Raw genomic sequence first — 15,895 nt, forward strand, 5'->3', positions numbered from 1 at the left:
CGCGTTGTCGATCGAGGCCGCGTTGTGAATTTGTGCGCGCTCATGATTTTTTGGGGATGCGGAGGTAGTTGGTGATGTCTTTGGTGCGGCCGGTGCGTTCCATCAATTCATACCAAATGGTTGTGCGGATGGATTCCAGTTCACCACTTAATTGATTGTTCCAGAAACGTAAGACTTTGATGCCTTCAGCGTTAAGAAGGTTATCACGTAGCGAGTCGTTGCTTTGTTGGCCGGGATAGCCATGCCCGCTACCGTCCAGTTCAATGGCAAGATGTGCGTCGGGACAGTAGAAGTCTAAAAAGTAAGGGCCGCATTGGTATTGGCGGCGAAACTTGAACTCGTTGAAACGCCGGTCACGCAACAAACGCCAGAGACGTTTTTCTGTCTCGGTTGATTTTTTACGGAGATGGCGGGCAGTGTTTTTGGCTTTATCTGTTCGCGTGCGGTAACTGGTTTTAACTCTGCCTTTTGTGTTCGTCTGGGAACCGGGGGCACCCCTCATCCTCAATCCTTCTCCCCTGCCGAAGGTCGGCTTCCCACTAGGGGAGAAGGAAGATAGCGGCGTTGCGGTTTTAAGGGGCGCTTGCGATATGGGACGTGAGGTTCGAATGGCAAGCGGTTCTTCACCCTCTCCCCTCGGAGGGGAGAGGGTTGGGGTGAGGGGTGCCCGTGCCCCTGTTGTAGTGGCCTTTTTAAAGAACGCTTTCGGATTTTCGGGCATGGGGGAGACGCTTAATCTTAATTGGATGTATTTGAGTTTATTCAGCGTTTGATTACTGGCACCCCTCATCCTCAATCCTTCTCCCCTCCGAGGGGAGAAGGAGGATGGCCGCAGGCGTTTTTAATACGAATGGTTGTTAGGCAAGGGCGGCTTCTTGGGCTTTTACGAGTTGCTGGATGCCTTGGCGGCCTAGTTTGAGCATGGCTTGGAGCTGTTCTTCGCTGAAGGTGGATTCTTCGCCGGAGCCTTGGACTTCGACGAATTTGCCACCGGCGGTCATTACCAGATTCAAGTCCACTTCGGCGGCGGCGTCTTCGACGTAGCAGAGGTCGAGGAGTGGGTTGCCGTTCAGGATGCCGATGCTGACGGCGGCGACGGGTTCTTTCAGCGGGTTCTCGGTGAGCTTGCCATCAGCGATGAGTTTGCGGATGGCGAAGGAGAGGGCTACGAAGGTGCCGGTGATGGCGGCGGTGCGGGTGCCGCCATCGGCTTGGAGCACATCGCAATCGATCCAGATGGTGCGGGCGCCGAGTTTTTCGAGGTCGATGATGCTGCGGAGGGAACGGCCGATGAGGCGTTGGATCTCCTGGGAGCGGCCATCGAGCTTGCCCTTGGAGATGTCACGGGCTTTGCGGTCGAGCGTGGAATAGGGGAGCATGGAATACTCCGCGGTGATCCAGCCGCCGGTGACGTTTTGTTCCTTCATCCAGCGCGGGACTTTTTCCTCCACGGTCACGCCGCAGATGACGCGGGTGTTGCCCCATTCGATGAGCGTGGAGCCGGTGGCATGGGGCGCGATGTGGTTTTGAAAGCGCAGGGGACGCAGTTGAGCTGCGTGGCGTCCATCGAAACGGGTCGTGGACGAAATATTTGACGTTTCCGACATAGTGGGGAGGAGATTAGGGAGGAGAGGGGGAAATTCAACCACAGATGGAGTCGATTGCACCGACAGGCCATCATGAAACCGGTTGCACCGGTGGGCCAATGTAAGAGGAACATCGAACATCGAACTTGGTCAGTTCCGCCTCCCGAACTCGGCTACGGGGAAATTGAACAGGAGGCGGACGGAGAGAATGGAGAGGTTTAGAGAAGGACGCGAAGGGAGAGAAGAGGGGGAATCAGGCGAATGGCGTTGCGTTAGGTGAGGATAAGGTTTAAGGAGGCGGGATGAAGATGTCCATACCCAGGTTGGTGGCGGGTTCTCTGCTCTTGTTTCTGTCATTGCAAGGAGTGCAGGCGGCGGAGGATTATGCGATCCGGTTGTCTCCGCCGGTGAAGGTGGGCAGCAAATATGGCCTGGAGGCCAAGCTGAACGAAGTGTCTAAAAATGTGATCACCGTGGACGGGCAACAGATGCGCAATGAAACCAGTGAGGAGTCATGGAGGTTCGAGGGGAAGGTGGAGGTGCAGGAGGTGGATGCCAAAGGGACGCCAACAAATCTTTCCGTCCAAGTGCAGAAACTGACCGTCACACAGGCGGGCAATTCCAGCGAGTTGCTGCCTTCGGGTTCGAGACTGACGGTAGCGGTCAAAGAGGGGAAAAAGGTTTTTGAAATGGGTGGCAAAGAGGCCGAACCAGCAGTCGTCAAGGCGTTGCGCGAGGTCATCACTCTGAATAGCGAGAATGATCCGCCAGATGATGTCCTGTTTGGCACTGCTGAGCGCAAGAAGGCCGGTGATAGCTGGCCGATGAATCTGGAGGTGTTGATCCAGACGTTGGGCAAGAATGGCATGGAACTGAAACCTGAGGATGCCAAAGGCAGCGTCAGCAAACTTGAAGAAGTAGTGACGATGGAGGGGAAGAAGTGCCTGAAGATATCAAGCAACATCGAGATGCAAAATTTCAGACCTCCGATGCCGACATGGATGAAGGTGAAGCAGGCGAAAGCGAGCGTAAAAAGTTCCGGTCTGTTCCCGGTGGATGGGAGCGGGCGATTGACGGCGACATTGGATCACTTGATGAGTGTGAAAGCCGAGGGAGCCGATCCCGGAGGGAAAACCATGGCGCTGCATCTGGAACGCACGCTCAAGGGGGAGAAGAAGTTCAGGTATGAGTGAATGAGGGCGGCTGATTGGCGGCAAACCCCGGTGTGACGGAGGACAAGGAGACAGAAAAGGCAGTTTGGGCCGCAGTGTTCTAGTCATCTTGCTTGAGACGAAACAGTTTTGAGGAGCCCTGCAATGGTAGTGTCACTACGTTGTTCGTGCCCTCCAACGTGGGAGTCGTTGACACAGGGAACAAGAACCTGAAATTTGGTAATTCTTCATCGTGGAGAGTGAATCCTGTATATATGGCAGGCCATTGTACACGGATAAAGCCGTCTGACAGTTGGATTTCCAACCGGGGCGGATCTCGATATAGGAATTTGGCCAGAAATACCCGTTGCTGGGTGAATGAGCCAAGTGAGGAATCAGCGATGGAAAAACCGGAACGTGCCGTGCCTGCAAGATAGGCTGCGCCGTTTTGATCCACCACAATGCTGGTGCCGGAATCTCCGGTTGCGCTTCCGCCTTGAATCACCCATCGCCAAGCATCGACAGAATTGATGGAAGCCAAATAGGCATCCCCGGCACCTATGCTGGTGACATTCGTGGCTCCAAAGGTGGTGGTGCCCTGCATCTGTCCTGCCAGGAGGATTTCTCCATTTGCGGCAAATAACCGGGAGCCGAAGACTGTTGATGAGGATTGGGGACGATTGACCACCGCCCATTCAATTGTCTCTCGCACTTCAGAGATACTGAAAATGACGGGGGAATTAGGGCCGTTCCCCACGCTCGTCTCACTGCCGAAAGTTGCGGTGCCGAGGGCGTTCACTCCCCATATCAATTGGATCCCGCGAGGTGTGTGAAACTGGACCAGATCGAAAGTCGTCACATTGTTTGTTCCGCTGATTTGATAGACGGACTTCACATTCCCGGTGCCATCTGTTTGCGCGAGAAAACTTCCTGTGAACGCTGTGATGCTTAGATTGGTTGATCCAAATACGGTGTTTCCGGTGAAGGTGCCAGCGATGAAACAGTCGCCAGCGGAGTCTGTCACCATGCGGACCGGTTGCGAAGAACCGGTGGCGATCTCTTTCAGCCAAAGCAATGTTCCATCCGCATCGTATTTCAGCAAAATCGTATCCGCTTCCGCGCCGCTGTTGAGCGATACGGTGCCTTCAACCGTGCTGATGGACAAGGTGCCTTGGTAAGTGCCGGTAACATAGATGTTTTGTTCCGTATCAAGCGAGAGAGAATAGCCTCGGGCACCAGAGGTTGAGCCCACTCTTTTTGACCAGATGCGAGTGCCTGCGGGGGAGACCTTGGTCAAGAAGAGGCTTAGAGGTGAGCCATTAGAGACGCTGTGGCCAAAAATATTGGCGCCATCGTTGGCATAGCCCGTCACGAGGAGGTTGTCGCTGTCATCAAACGCCAGTTGGTGACATAAGGCGAGGGGACCAAGGTGCTGGGTCCAAAGCAGATTGCCTGAGATATCCAGCTTCAGGACGATGGAGCTTGTGCTGGCGGTTGAGGGGAATGTCTCCGCCCCGACCGTTACGGTGCCATCTCCAGAAAAGGAGTATGCCAGATAGACATTCCCGAAGGAATCCGTGGCGATCAACGGGCTGGAGCAATTCACTGTGCCTCCGAATCCTTGCAACATCTTGATTTCCGGAGGCATGGCGGCTGAAGTCAAACAGGCAAACCCTGCCCAGCATATCAAGCAGGCAACAAACCTCCATGCTCTTGAATTGAGGACATCCATTGCTATGGAAATTGGCATTTTTATCCAGGCCGGACAATGTTCTTTTCATAGGTTTCCTTTATTGCGGGTAAACACTGTTTCAATGGAAAGAGGGATGCAGCGGATGGGAAAACTTTTTTAGGGTGGGGGTGTTTAAACAAGCAGTAAGGTCAGTTGGATGGTTCAGTCCGTTTGAACGGATTGAAGGCGGGTGCCGTCCAAGGTAGCAGATGGCGGGCAGCTTTGCTTGGCGGCAAGGGTTGAAGTCCGCAAAAGGAGTTAGAAAATGCAGGCTATTTTGCACTGGCAAATGCCGGGGACCTGCTTCACTGTAAAGGTCAAGCCATGAGTGAATTCCACGTAATCAAAGAGACGCTGGCGGTAACTGCGCGTCGGCGGCGCTGGCAGCGGGGATGGCGGGGGTTCTGGAAGGGGTTTTTGATCGCCGGAGGGGTTTGGCTGCTAGGACTCATCCTTTATAAAGCTTTGCCGATGCCGGAGCCGGTGTTATTCGGCATTTTCTTTGCGGGCTGGATCGCGCCCATCGCGGGTTTCTTGAAGGAGTTTTCCAAAGCCGTCACGTTAAATGAGGCGGCGCGCTGGCTGGATCAGGAAAAGCAGCTCAAGGAGCGCTTGAGCACGGCTCTGGAAGTGGCTGACAGCAAGAAGGATGGAGAGTGGCAGCGCTTGCTGATGACGGATGCGGCGACGCATGCGGGGAGCTTGGATGTGGCCAAGATGATGCCGTTCAGCCTGCCGAAGGCGGCGAAGTGGAGTTTCATACTGCTGGTCATCACCGCAGGGGTGGGTTTTGTGCCGGAATACCGGACGGTGGAGTATCGACAGAAGAAGCAGAATGAGGCGGTAATGAAAGAGGTGGGCGAGCGGGTGACAACGCTCACCAAGAAACAGATGACGAACCGGCCGCCAGCCTTGGAGAGCGTGAAGAAGGCGCTTGAGGAGACGGCGGAGTTGGGGCAGCAACTGCAGAAAGCGAAGCTGACGCGGGATGAGGCGCTCAAGAACATCGCGAAGGTCACGGACAAGGTGAAGGAGGAGACACGTGACCTGATGAAGAACCAGGGTTTGCAACGGATGCAGCAAGCTGCACGGACGTCAGGGCAGGATCAGGCAGCGACGCCCGAGCAGCTTCAGAAGCAGATCGATGATCTGAAAGACAAGCTGGGACAGGAACCGCCGAGCACCAAGGAATTGAGCGAATTGCAGGCGCAATTGGAGAAGATGCAGGCGGCGGCTGCGGAGATGAAGAACCAGAGCGGCAATGAGGCGGAGGCTTCCAAGCAGGCGATGTCACAAGCGCTTTCCAGCCTGATGAAACAGGCGGAGGCTGCTGGGTTGGATTCCAAGAAGCTGGAAGAGGCAATGAACGCTTTGAAGGCGGGCAAGACGGATCAGGTCTTGAAGGAATTGAACGCGGCTTTCCAAGACATGGAGAAGATGAAGGAGCTGGCGAAGGCGCTGGAGAATCTCCAGATGCAGAAGGAGGAGATGGGCAAAGATCTCGCCGAGCAACTGGAGCGGGGACAGGTGGCGCAGGCGCAGAGTTCGTTGCAACAGATGATCCAGAAGCTGCAATCTGGCCAGGCGTCTGCGGAGGACATGAAGAAGATGTTGCAGGAACTGCGGAAGGCGCAGGAGCCGGCGGAAGGTTACGGCAAGGCGAGCGAGCATCTGGGTGAAGCCGTGGCACAGGCGCAGGCGGGCAACAAGTCTGATGCCGTGAAGGAATTGACGGAAGCGATCAAAGAATTGCAGAAGATGCAGGAGCAGATGGGTGATCTGGAATCACTCATGGCGGCGCTGGAGAATCTGCAGCAGGCGCAGCAATGCGTGGGTAATGGAAAATGCGATGGTATGGGCTGGGGGATGCGGAACCGCCCGGGCTTTGGTGGTAATTGCAAGGGCAATGAGATGTCGGCGTGGTTTTACCATGAGTTTTACAAGAGTGGTGGCAAGGGCGGTTTGAAGGCTGGCACAGCGGTGGACGGAACCTGGTCCGAGGCGGATGTGAAGGAGCCGACGGATCCGTTGCTGACCACGAAGGTGAAAGGGCAGATCACGCCGGGCGGGCCGATGCCGAGCATCACGCTGAAGGGCGTGAGTATCAGAGGCCAGAGCACGGTGGCGTTTGAGGAAGTGGCTGCGACGGCGCAGTCTGAGGCGGAGAGCGCGCTGGCGCAGGACAAGGTGCCGCGGGCTTATCGCAATGCGGTGCGGGATTACTTTGATGATTTCAAAAAGAAGCAGTGAGTGAGGGTAAACGGGGAAACATTTTAAAAGGGGAGGAACACATGAGTACTGAGGAGCAAATCGCGTCGTTCCGGGACAAGTTTGACCGGATGAAAGCGGAGATCGGTAAAGTCATCGTGGGACACGATGCGATCGTGGAGGGAACGCTGACGGCACTTTTGGGCGGAGGCAATCTGCTGCTGGAAGGTGTGCCGGGCCTGGGCAAAACACTTTTGGTGCGCACCTTGAGCGAAGTGTTGGAGCTGTCGTTCAACCGCATCCAGTTCACGCCGGACCTGATGCCCGCGGATATCTTGGGCACCAACCTCGTCGTGGAAACTCCTGATGGACGGAAGGAATTTCAATTTCAACGCGGACCGATCTTCGCACATCTGGTGCTGGCGGATGAGATCAATCGCGCGACGCCGAAAACACAGTCGGCCTTGCTCGAAGCGATGCAAGAGCGGCAGGTGACGGCGGGTGGCGCGGTGCGAAAACTCGTCGAGCCGTTCTTCGTGCTGGCGACGCAAAATCCGATCGACCAAGAGGGAACGTATCCGCTGCCGGAAGCGCAGTTAGACCGTTTTTTCTTCAAGCTGCTGGTTGGTTATCCTACGGCGGAAGACCTTACCGAAGTGCTGAACCGCACGACGGAAGGTTATAAGGCGCACATCGAGAAAGTCATTGATGGTGCGACGCTGATGGAGATGCAGGGACTGGTGCGGCAGGTGCCGGTGGCGACGCATGTGAAGGATTACGCGGTGCGACTCATCCTGGCGACGCATCCGAAGACGGACACGGCAGCGGCGATCACGAACCAATATCTGAGGTTCGGCAGCAGTCCGCGTGGCGCGCAAACACTCTTGCTCGCGGCGAAGGTGAAGGCGCTGACGATGGGGCGGTTCAATGTGAGCTTCGATGACATCACGGCAGTGATCCACCCGACGTTGCGGCATCGCCTGATCTTGAATTTCGAGGCGGAGGCGGAAGGCATCACCACGGACCACATCATCACGCAAATCCTGAAGGAAGTGCCGAAGGATGCGGCGGTGGCGGCTTAAGGGGCTGTGCGCATATCAGAACATTATTGGTGGGTGCCACCACTGGTGATCTTTGGAGGACTGTTGTCAGTCTCAGTGATTCTGCTGGTTCGCAAAAAAGTCGTGTCTGGAATTCTTTTGGGAATAGTGACGCTATTTCTGTTTGCTGTAGTGGCTCCTAGTATGAGGTCTGCCCGCCCACAAGCTCAGCGCAATGCCTGCTTGGCAAATGTAAAACAACTGACGATGGCAGCAGAGCAATGGAGCAAGGAAAATAATAAAGTGGCAGGGGATAAAATAGATGTGGTGGCTGCAGTGGCTTATTTGAAAGGCGGTCACATGCCCGTTTGCTCACGAGGAGGTTTTTACAGTTTTTCTGTAGTGGGGAAATCTCCAGAGTGTTCGCTGCCAGAACACGATAGCAAGATACCACCTTATAAACCATAGCGCATGTCACACTCACCCATCATCGCCGAAGTCTTCTTGGGGCTCGTCCAGTCGCGAGATCTCATGATTTGGGCGTTGTGGAGTGTCATCCCTGTGGTGTTGTTTTTGCGGGGAAGGCGCAAGCTGGGCATAGCTGCCGCGGTGATCGTGCTGATCATGATCGCCGTCTATCTCCCGAGCAGTGCCGGGGCGAGAGAACGGGCTTATCGCGCGGCCTGTTTGCAGAATCAGCAGGAGATAGCGCAGGCGGTCGAGCAAGTGGCCAAAGCCAAAGGAGCCAAACCCGGCGATAACATCGATCTCAAAGAAGTGACCGCCAAGTTGCCAGCCGGAACGATGCCGGTTTGCGGTGCGGGAGGAACTTACACGATCACCAAAGTGGGCGAAGCGCCCGTATGCAGTCTTGCCGGCCATAAACCTGACGGACACTAGAAACATGTCACAAACGCTCAGCACATTCGGAAATGAGTTTATCCAGGCTGTCATCATGGTGAATACTTTTAATGTATTCATGTTGGTGGCTGGGCTGGGGTTGCTGAGTTTTCTTTTGGTAAAGAAGCAGAGAGTGTTTGCATCGGTTTGGTTTGTGATCTTGAGCGTGCTGATGGCGGGACTTACGATGCCGGTTTTTTCCCGGTCAGCGAAAGCCACCACTCGCATCAATTGTACATCCACACGGGTTCAGGTCGAAATGGCCATACAGCATTGGGTTGAAGAGGGTAAGATCGTTCAAGGCGCAGATGTGGACCTTCAACTGGTTGCGGCTTACTTGAAAGGTGGCGTGCCAAAATGTCCTGAAGGTGGAGCCTATTTGGTTGGCAAGGTCGGGCAACACGTGTCATGCACTATCGCAGATCACAATAGAAATTAAGATGTCGCAACCGCTCATCACTGCTGAACTTTTGCGCCGGCTGGAACAGCTCCAGTTGCTGGCGCGGCGGCGTTCCAAGAGCACGGTGCGCGGTGAGCGGCGCAGCAAGGCACGCGGTCAATCGGTGGAGTTCGCGGACCATCGCAATTACGTCTCCGGCGATGACTTGCGGTATCTGGATTGGAATCTCTATGGCCGCCTGGACAAGCTCTTCCTGAAACTCTACGAGGAAGAACGCGAACTGCCGGTGACGATCTTCTTGGATTGCAGTGAATCGATGGCATTCGGTGAACCGAACAAATTCCATTTCGCACGGCAACTGGCGGCAGCGATCGGTTACGTGGCCTTGTGCGGGTTCGATCGCGTGAGTGTGCGGACGTTCCCGGACAATCCGGCGGAGTCAGCTTATCGGCAATCGCTGCTCTCGGTGCGCGGACGTAAATCCAGTCTGCAATACTTCCGCAACCTCGCGCACCTCACGGCGAAGGGCACGGCGGATTTTAATGGCGCATTGCGTCGCGGTGCGTTGGAAGCACGCACAACCGGTGTGGCCGTGGTGCTCAGTGATTTTCTCGATCCGCAAGGGTATGAAGCGGGGCTGACTTCTTTGATCGGACGCGGCTTTCAGGTTAATGCAGTGCAAATCCTTTCGCCGGAAGAGATCTCGCCGACGAACTTTGGTGACTTGCGATTGATCGATGCGGAGACGGGGGCGCAGACAGAAGTGACATTTGGGCGTTACCGCTTGGAGCAGTATCAGCAGATGGTGGAAAACTTCCGGCAGAAGCTGCGGGAGTATTGCGCGGGACGGGGCATCAGCATCTTCACGGCGAGTTCGGCGGATTCATTGGAGCAATTGCTGCTCAAGCAACTGCGCGAAGCGGAGGTGTGGGGATGAATTTTCTGGCTCCATTCGCGTTCCTGTTCGCGGCCACGCTGCCGGTGGTCATCGTGTTTTACATGCTCAAGCGGCGTCGCACGGTGCGGCTCGTCTCGAGCACGATCCTCTGGCAGAAGTTCCTCGCGGAAACACAGGCGAATGCACCGTTCCAGAAGCTGAGGAACAACTGGTTGTTGCTCTTGCAACTGTTGCTGCTCGCGCTGGCGGTGTTTGCTTTGGCGCGACCTTACTTTGCGGCGACGACGCAGGAGCCTGGCTTAGTGGTAGTGATCCTTGATGGCTCGGCCTCCATGCAGGCAAGGGATGAATCGCCTACGCGCTTTGAAGCGGCGCGCAAGGAAGCGTTAAAGCTGGTTGATGGTTTGAAGGATACGGATCAGATGATCGTGGTGCTGTCCGCGGGTAATACGGTGGTGCGGCAATCACCCACGGCGGAGAAGACGACGTTGCGGCGCGCGTTAGAGGAATGTCAGCCGGGTGATACGCCGACGCGGGTTGAAGAGGCGTTCAAGCTGGCGCAAACGCTGTCCAAGAATCGTTCGAATGTGGAAGTGCATTTCTTTTCCGATGGCGCGATACCGGCAGCGGAGAATCTCACAGCGATCAAGTTGCCAGTCGTTTATCACCAGTTCGGCAAACGTGCGAACAATGCGGGAATCACGGCGATGGATGTGCGGCCGCATCCGGAAGATCCCTCGCAGCGCGTGGTGTTCGCGAGCGTGTTCAATGCTTCGACGAATGCGCAAACGGTGAGCGCGGAACTGCGGTTCAACGGACAGTTCATCGACAGCAAGGTGTTGAACCTGCCTGCGCGTGAAGCAGCTTCCACGGTGTTCGCGGCTGAGCAGAAGCAGAGCGGGACTTACACACTCAAACTGAAAGCGGATGACGATCTGGCAGTGGACAATGAAGTGTCCATCATCAGCAAGATGCCGCGTCCGGTGAAGGTTTTGCTGGTGTCAGTGGGCAATCGTTTCATGGAAAGCGCCATACGCGTGCTCCCGAATGTGGAGGTCAGCACGGCTTCGCAACTGACGGCAGGTGGCAAAGGCTATGACATCGTGGTGCTGGACCGCGTGACGCCGGTCACGCAGCCCGAAGTGAACACGCTGGCGTGGAATATCGGGAACACGAACTGGTTCGAATCTTGGCGCACGGTGGAGAATCCGGTGGTGGTGGACTGGAACGCGAATCATCCGCTGATGCGGTTCGTCACGTTTGACAATGTGCGCGTTTATCAAACGCTGGGAGTTAAGGCGCCAAAGTGGGGCTTGGTGCTGGTGGAAGCACAGCAGACGCCGTTGCTCATCGCCGGTGAAAAAGGCCGTCAGCGTCTGGTCTGGGTGGGATTTGATTCCTTGGAGAGCGAGTGGCCGTTGCGTAACTCGTTCATCATATTCATGGCGAACTCGATGGATTGGCTGAACCCGCAGCAGACAGATGCGAGCCAGTTCACTTTGCAAGCGGGCACGGCGTTCCGTCAGCCGTTGTTTGCGACGGTGGATTCAGCGACGGTGACTTTGCCCAAGGGGGATAAGAAAGAAGTGAAGCTGGGCGAGCAGGCGAAGGAGTTCATCTGGGGTGAAACGTACCGCGTGGGTTCCTACAAGGTGAACCATGGAACAAATGAGATGGCGTTCACCGTGAATTTGATGGACCCGGCGGAGAGTGATATTACGCCGCGCAGTCAGGTGCCAGTGGGAGCGGCGGGCTCGGTGACGGCGACGAATTCCATCCGGGCGAATCTCGAATATTGGCGCTGGTTCGTCATGGCCGCGCTGGGCGTGCTGCTGTTCGAGTGGTGGTACTATCATCGGAGGACCGTATGAGCCAGGAGGTCAGCCGATGAACATCCAATTCACGACGCCTTACTGGTTGTGGGCTCTCGTGCCCGGAGCAGTGTGGGTGCTGTGGCTCGCGATCAAGTCGGATGCCCAGCTCAGCCCTTGGCGGCGCTGGCTGGTGACGAGCTTGCGACTGATGATATTGCTCTGTCTGGTGCTGGCTCTCGCGGGCATCCAGTGGAAGCAGCCGAAAGAAGGGTTGAACGTATTCTTCCTACTGGACCGTTCGCAAAGCGTTTCGCCGGAACAACAGGAACGTGCGCTGAAATACGTCAATGAAACCGCGAAGGGTAAAACGCTCAGTGATCGTGGCGGTGTGATCGTGTTCGGTGCGGGAGCAAGCATTGAGACGATGCCGAATCCAGTGGTGGAATTGCCGCAGGTGCAGGCGGTGATCTCGCCGGAGAGAACGGACCTGGGGGCGGCGATACGCTTGGCCGCTGCCGCTTTGCCGGAGCATGGACAAAGGCGGCTCGTCGTTCTGTCAGACGGTAACGAAAATTCCGGTGATGCCATGGCTGCGGTGCTCGCCGCAAAACCATTGGGTGTCACTGTGGATGTGGTGCCGCTGAGCCTTTCACGCGGTGGCGATGTATCCGTACAGAAACTCACTTTGCCTTCCAAGCTCAAGGTGGGGCAGGCATTTGAGGTGAAGATATTGCTGCACTCGGATCGCGAGAAAGCGGCCTCAGTGCGGCTGTTCCGCAATGATCAATTGCTTGGTGAACAGCCGGTGCAATTGACACAAGGGAAGAATCTCTTCGCGTTCCCGCAGAAGCTGGAGGAAGCGGGTTTTTACAATTATCAGATCCAGGTAGATGTGCCGGGTGACACGATCCCGCAGAACAATAAGGCGACGTCTTTTGCGAGCGTGCGTGGCGATCCGACATTGCTGCTGGTATCCGCTGATCCGGCGCAGGATGCGAACCTCGCGGAGGCGTTGCGATCCTCCAAACTCACGGTGAAGCATGTGGCGGTGGAAGGTTTCCCGGAGACGCTCGCCGAGATGCAGAGCTACGATTCCATTTTCATCAGCAACATCGCTTCCGGCGATCTGACGATGGACATGTTAAAGCTGCTGGAGATCGCGGTGCGCGATTTCGGTGTGGGCCTGGTCTGCGTGGGTGGTGATCAGACGTATGCGGCGGGTGCGTATCGTGGCACGCCTTTGGAGACAATCCTGCCGGTGGATGTGGAGCTGAGCAGCAAGAAAGTTTTGCCGCCGGGTGCGTTGGTGCTGGTCATCGACAAATCCGGCAGTATGGATGGTGAGAAATTGGAATTGGTGAAGTCCGCAGCGATCGGTGCAGTGCGGGCTTTGGGTGATTCGGATTATGTGGCTGTCATCGCATTTGATGGGCAGCCGGTGGTGGTGGCAGAAATGCAGAAGGCATCGAACCGCACGAAGATCGAGCGCAGCATCTCAGGCATCGTCAGTGGTGGCGGCACGGCGATGTATCCGCCGATGGTGAGGGCATATGAAATGTTGCACGAAACAAGAGCGTCCCTGAAACACGTGATCGTGCTGACGGATGGTGAATCGCAACCGGGAGATTTCGAGGGCATCACGAAGAAGATGGCAGCGGAAAAGATGACAGTATCGACCGTCGCGGCTGGTGAATACATCGATGGGGCGTTACTGCAAAGCATCGCGAATGCGGGCAAAGGCCGGTTCTATCACGTGCGGAATCCGACGCAGATACCGCAGGTGTTCATCAAGGAGACGGCGGTGATCTTGAAATCCGCCATCAGCGAAGAGCCGTTCCAGCCGAGGATGGTGGCAAGCACCGAAGTGGTGCGCGGCTTTGGCAATGGTGAGTTCCCGACATTGCTCGGACATGTGGCGACGGAGCCGAAGAGCCGCGCGGAACTGGCTTTGGTGACGGGAACGGGCGATCCACTGCTGGCGCATTGGAATTTCGGTCTGGGCCGATCGGTGGCGTTCACATCGGATGCCAAACCACGTTGGGCAAAGAACTGGATGGGTTGGAGCAAGTATCGCCAGTTCTGGTCGCAGGTCGCGCAATGGAGCCTGCGCAAGTTGGAGAGCGCGAATTTCAATGCTGAGATGACGGTGGAGAAGGGGGATGGCGTCCTGACGGTGGAAGCGATGGATGACAAGGGCGATTTCCAGAACTTCCTGAATCTGGAAGCGACGGTGGTGAGTCCCAAAGGCGACCGGCAAAGGGTGCGTTTGGAGCAGACGGCGCCGGGTCATTACGAGGTGAGGTTCCCGACGAAGGAAGTGGGTGCGTATGTGGCGCAGCTCTCACAAATGAAGGATGGCAATGTGATGGCGGGACAGGTGGTGGGGACGGCGGTGAACTATTCGCCGGAGTTCGAGGCTACCGAAACGAATATACGACTCATGCAGCAGCTGGCGGAAGCGGGGGAAGGGCGTGTGATCAATCCGCAGTTGAACAGCGACAATCCCTTTGTGCATGACCGGGTGAAGACATTCCAGCCGGTGGACCTGTGGGAGTGGCTTTTGAAGGCGGCGATCTTGTTGTTCCCATTTGATGTGGGTTTACGGCGTATCCACCTGGATAAGGAAGAGTGGATGAAGGCGACAGCGACGCTACGGCGTTGGATTTTCTTCTGGAAGCCGCAGGGGCATCGACCGCAGGAGGCGGATGAATCTTTGGCGGCCTTGCTTAACCGCCGCGATCAAGTGCGGGCCACACAAAAACCGGCTGAACCAGTGGTGGTAAATCCGGGCATGTTCCAACCCAAGGAACCGGTGATCATCCGTGCTCCGAAGAAAGAGCCAAAGACGGTTGTAGAAGGGGAGGGGGCGTCTGAAGTCGGAACTGGAGCAAAAACGGATAAGGTGGACGACACGACGACCACGAGCCGGTTGCTGGAGGCGAAGAAACGCGCCCAGAAGCGGAGGTAAAGGTATAGGCAAAAATGGCTTACGCCGTTTTGGGTGGGGGAAAAATAAATCGTTGCCGGGCGGGAGGGGTTATGGCTTCATGGGGTCCGCTAAAAACGTCGCTCTTGATTTGGGGCGGATCGTAATTTGGTTTATGGTTGCGAGCCAATAAGTTATGGAGCGGAGCCGGTTGTCGATCTGGTATACGGGCAGAGTGCAAGGTGTGGGCTTTCGCTTCAGCACCAAACAGGTGGCAATGGGCTTTGACGTGACCGGAACTGTGAAGAATCTTAGTGATGGGCGGGTGGAGTTGGTAGCGGAAGGGGCGAAAGCGGAGCTGGAAGAATTTCGCCAGGCGATCCGGGAAGCGGGACTGGAACGTTTCATAAAAGATGAAGCCACCGCTTGGGGACCGGCCACGGGTGAATTCCGGGGTTTTGAAATCATTCGGTAGCAGCAATTTTGAGCGATGAAGTACGCGATATTGGCAGACATACACGGTAATCTGGAGGCCTTGCAGGTCGTTCTGGAAGACTGCAAAGCCCAAGGGGCTACGCATTACGCCTGTTTGGGTGACGTGGTGGGCTACAACGCCAATCCCAAGGAATGCCTGGATATCATCCGAGGCATGGGTATGCCCTGCGTGAAGGGCAATCATGATGAGTATTGCTCCACGGACACGGCTTTGGATGGCTTCAATGCCCACGCTGCCGAAGCAGTGGAATGGACGCGTCAGCAGCTCTCCGATGAAGACCGCCAGTGGTTACGGGACCTGAAGTATCTGCGTCTGGTTGCGAATTTTACGATCGTGCATGCGACGCTCGATGTGCCTCAACGTTGGGGTTACGTTTTTGACAAGCTGGCTGCTGCAGCGAGCTTCACCTATCAGAACACGAGCGTCTGCTTCTTCGGCCATACCCATGTGCCGGTGGCGTTCATCCGTGATACCGTGGTGCGCGGGGGAACTTATTCCAAGTTCAAGGTGGAACCGGGTCGCAAGTATTTCGTGAACGTCGGCAGCATCGGCCAGTCCCGTGACGGCGTGGCGAAGGCCACCTATGTCATCTACGACATGAACGAGGGGACCATTGAATTGCGCCGGCTGGATTACGACATCCCGACGACGCAACGCAAGATCATCGATGCGGGGCTGCCGCCGCGTCTGGCCGAACGTCTTGCCTTGGGCAAGTAAGCTCCATTGCGTGGCCGGGCAGTTCCG

General features: G+C 56.1%; 15 protein-coding genes. 12 read left to right on the top strand and 3 right to left on the bottom strand.

Annotation, left to right across the window (positions count from 1 at the left end; translation table 11 throughout):
* Positions 1-40: 40 nt before the first annotated feature.
* Both VGH19_07640 and rph read right to left on the bottom strand, forming a co-directional pair.
* Complete coding sequence (locus VGH19_07640) at positions 41-721, bottom strand: DUF559 domain-containing protein (GenBank protein ID HEY1171220.1); 681 nt, start codon at positions 719-721, stop codon at positions 41-43.
* A gap of 136 nt (positions 722-857) precedes the next feature.
* Positions 858-1,607, bottom strand: a complete 750-nt coding sequence (gene rph / locus VGH19_07645; protein ID HEY1171221.1) for a ribonuclease PH — start codon at positions 1,605-1,607, stop codon at positions 858-860.
* A 281-nt stretch (positions 1,608-1,888) separates the two neighbouring features.
* On the opposite strand from rph, the gene VGH19_07650 reads away from it, so the two are divergent.
* On the top strand, positions 1,889-2,779 hold the full coding sequence (locus VGH19_07650) for a hypothetical protein (protein HEY1171222.1): 891 nt from the start codon (positions 1,889-1,891) through the stop codon (positions 2,777-2,779).
* A gap of 79 nt (positions 2,780-2,858) precedes the next feature.
* Here VGH19_07650 and VGH19_07655 read toward each other — a convergent pair whose 3' ends face one another.
* A complete protein-coding gene (locus VGH19_07655) occupies positions 2,859-4,385 on the bottom strand; it encodes an SBBP repeat-containing protein (GenBank protein HEY1171223.1) in 1,527 nt (508 codons plus the stop codon).
* On the opposite strand from VGH19_07655, the gene VGH19_07660 reads away from it, so the two are divergent.
* The 11 genes from VGH19_07660 to VGH19_07710 all read left to right on the top strand — a co-directional run bounded on the left by VGH19_07660 (position 4,384) and on the right by VGH19_07710 (position 15,868).
* Positions 4,384-4,590 (top strand): hypothetical protein, encoded by a 207-nt coding sequence (locus VGH19_07660; GenBank protein ID HEY1171224.1) that lies wholly within the window; start codon positions 4,384-4,386, stop codon positions 4,588-4,590. The genes VGH19_07655 and VGH19_07660 overlap by 2 nt on opposite strands.
* 203 nt (positions 4,591-4,793) lie before the next feature.
* Complete coding sequence (locus tag VGH19_07665; protein ID HEY1171225.1) at positions 4,794-6,719, top strand: hypothetical protein; 1,926 nt, start codon at positions 4,794-4,796, stop codon at positions 6,717-6,719.
* A gap of 41 nt (positions 6,720-6,760) precedes the next feature.
* The gene (locus VGH19_07670) at positions 6,761-7,759 is read left to right on the top strand and encodes a MoxR family ATPase (protein ID HEY1171226.1); all 999 of its coding nucleotides are present in this window, start codon (positions 6,761-6,763) and stop codon (positions 7,757-7,759) included.
* Between the two features lie 6 nt (positions 7,760-7,765).
* Complete coding sequence (locus VGH19_07675) at positions 7,766-8,185, top strand: hypothetical protein (protein ID HEY1171227.1); 420 nt, start codon at positions 7,766-7,768, stop codon at positions 8,183-8,185.
* Positions 8,186-8,188: 3 nt separating this feature from the next.
* A complete protein-coding gene (locus VGH19_07680; GenBank protein ID HEY1171228.1) occupies positions 8,189-8,617 on the top strand; it encodes a hypothetical protein in 429 nt (142 codons plus the stop codon).
* Positions 8,618-8,621: 4 nt separating this feature from the next.
* Complete coding sequence (locus VGH19_07685; GenBank protein HEY1171229.1) at positions 8,622-9,056, top strand: hypothetical protein; 435 nt, start codon at positions 8,622-8,624, stop codon at positions 9,054-9,056.
* A gap of 1 nt (position 9,057) precedes the next feature.
* Entirely contained in the window at positions 9,058-9,954 is an 897-nt protein-coding gene (locus VGH19_07690) for a DUF58 domain-containing protein (GenBank protein ID HEY1171230.1), read from the top strand.
* Positions 9,951-11,786, top strand: coding sequence for a VWA domain-containing protein (locus tag VGH19_07695; GenBank protein HEY1171231.1), 1,836 nt, complete (start codon positions 9,951-9,953; stop codon positions 11,784-11,786). Before VGH19_07690 ends, VGH19_07695 begins: the two co-directional genes overlap by 4 nt.
* Before the next feature lie 16 nt (positions 11,787-11,802).
* Positions 11,803-14,697 carry a VWA domain-containing protein gene (locus tag VGH19_07700; GenBank protein ID HEY1171232.1) on the top strand — a complete coding sequence of 965 codons (2,895 nt, stop codon included), beginning with the start codon at positions 11,803-11,805 and terminating at the stop codon, positions 14,695-14,697.
* Positions 14,698-14,851: 154 nt separating this feature from the next.
* Complete coding sequence (locus tag VGH19_07705) at positions 14,852-15,130, top strand: acylphosphatase (protein HEY1171233.1); 279 nt, start codon at positions 14,852-14,854, stop codon at positions 15,128-15,130.
* 15 nt (positions 15,131-15,145) lie between these two features.
* Entirely contained in the window at positions 15,146-15,868 is a 723-nt protein-coding gene (locus VGH19_07710) for a metallophosphoesterase family protein (protein ID HEY1171234.1), read from the top strand.
* The last annotated feature ends 27 nt before the right edge of the window (positions 15,869-15,895 follow it).

This window comes from Verrucomicrobiia bacterium (genome assembly GCA_036405135.1).
Lineage (GTDB): Bacteria > Verrucomicrobiota > Verrucomicrobiia > Limisphaerales > JAEYXS01 > JAEYXS01.

What these genes read in the sequence shown, in the direction of transcription:
- VGH19_07710 (HEY1171234.1), top strand. Translation starts at nt 15,146, where the DNA reads ATGAAGTACGCGATATTGGCAGACATACACGGTAATCTGGAGGCCTTG.
- VGH19_07640 (HEY1171220.1), bottom strand. Translation starts at nt 721, where the DNA reads ATGCCCGAAAATCCGAAAGCGTTCTTTAAAAAGGCCACTACAACAGGG.
- VGH19_07705 (HEY1171233.1), top strand. Translation starts at nt 14,852, where the DNA reads ATGGAGCGGAGCCGGTTGTCGATCTGGTATACGGGCAGAGTGCAAGGT.
- VGH19_07670 (HEY1171226.1), top strand. Translation starts at nt 6,761, where the DNA reads ATGAGTACTGAGGAGCAAATCGCGTCGTTCCGGGACAAGTTTGACCGG.
- VGH19_07655 (HEY1171223.1), bottom strand. Translation starts at nt 4,385, where the DNA reads ATGCCTCCGGAAATCAAGATGTTGCAAGGATTCGGAGGCACAGTGAAT.
- VGH19_07695 (HEY1171231.1), top strand. Translation starts at nt 9,951, where the DNA reads ATGAATTTTCTGGCTCCATTCGCGTTCCTGTTCGCGGCCACGCTGCCG.
- VGH19_07665 (HEY1171225.1), top strand. Translation starts at nt 4,794, where the DNA reads ATGAGTGAATTCCACGTAATCAAAGAGACGCTGGCGGTAACTGCGCGT.
- VGH19_07690 (HEY1171230.1), top strand. Translation starts at nt 9,058, where the DNA reads ATGTCGCAACCGCTCATCACTGCTGAACTTTTGCGCCGGCTGGAACAG.
- VGH19_07680 (HEY1171228.1), top strand. Translation starts at nt 8,189, where the DNA reads ATGTCACACTCACCCATCATCGCCGAAGTCTTCTTGGGGCTCGTCCAG.
- VGH19_07700 (HEY1171232.1), top strand. Translation starts at nt 11,803, where the DNA reads ATGAACATCCAATTCACGACGCCTTACTGGTTGTGGGCTCTCGTGCCC.
- VGH19_07685 (HEY1171229.1), top strand. Translation starts at nt 8,622, where the DNA reads ATGTCACAAACGCTCAGCACATTCGGAAATGAGTTTATCCAGGCTGTC.
- rph (HEY1171221.1), bottom strand. Translation starts at nt 1,607, where the DNA reads ATGTCGGAAACGTCAAATATTTCGTCCACGACCCGTTTCGATGGACGC.
- VGH19_07660 (HEY1171224.1), top strand. Translation starts at nt 4,384, where the DNA reads ATGGCGGCTGAAGTCAAACAGGCAAACCCTGCCCAGCATATCAAGCAG.
- VGH19_07650 (HEY1171222.1), top strand. Translation starts at nt 1,889, where the DNA reads ATGAAGATGTCCATACCCAGGTTGGTGGCGGGTTCTCTGCTCTTGTTT.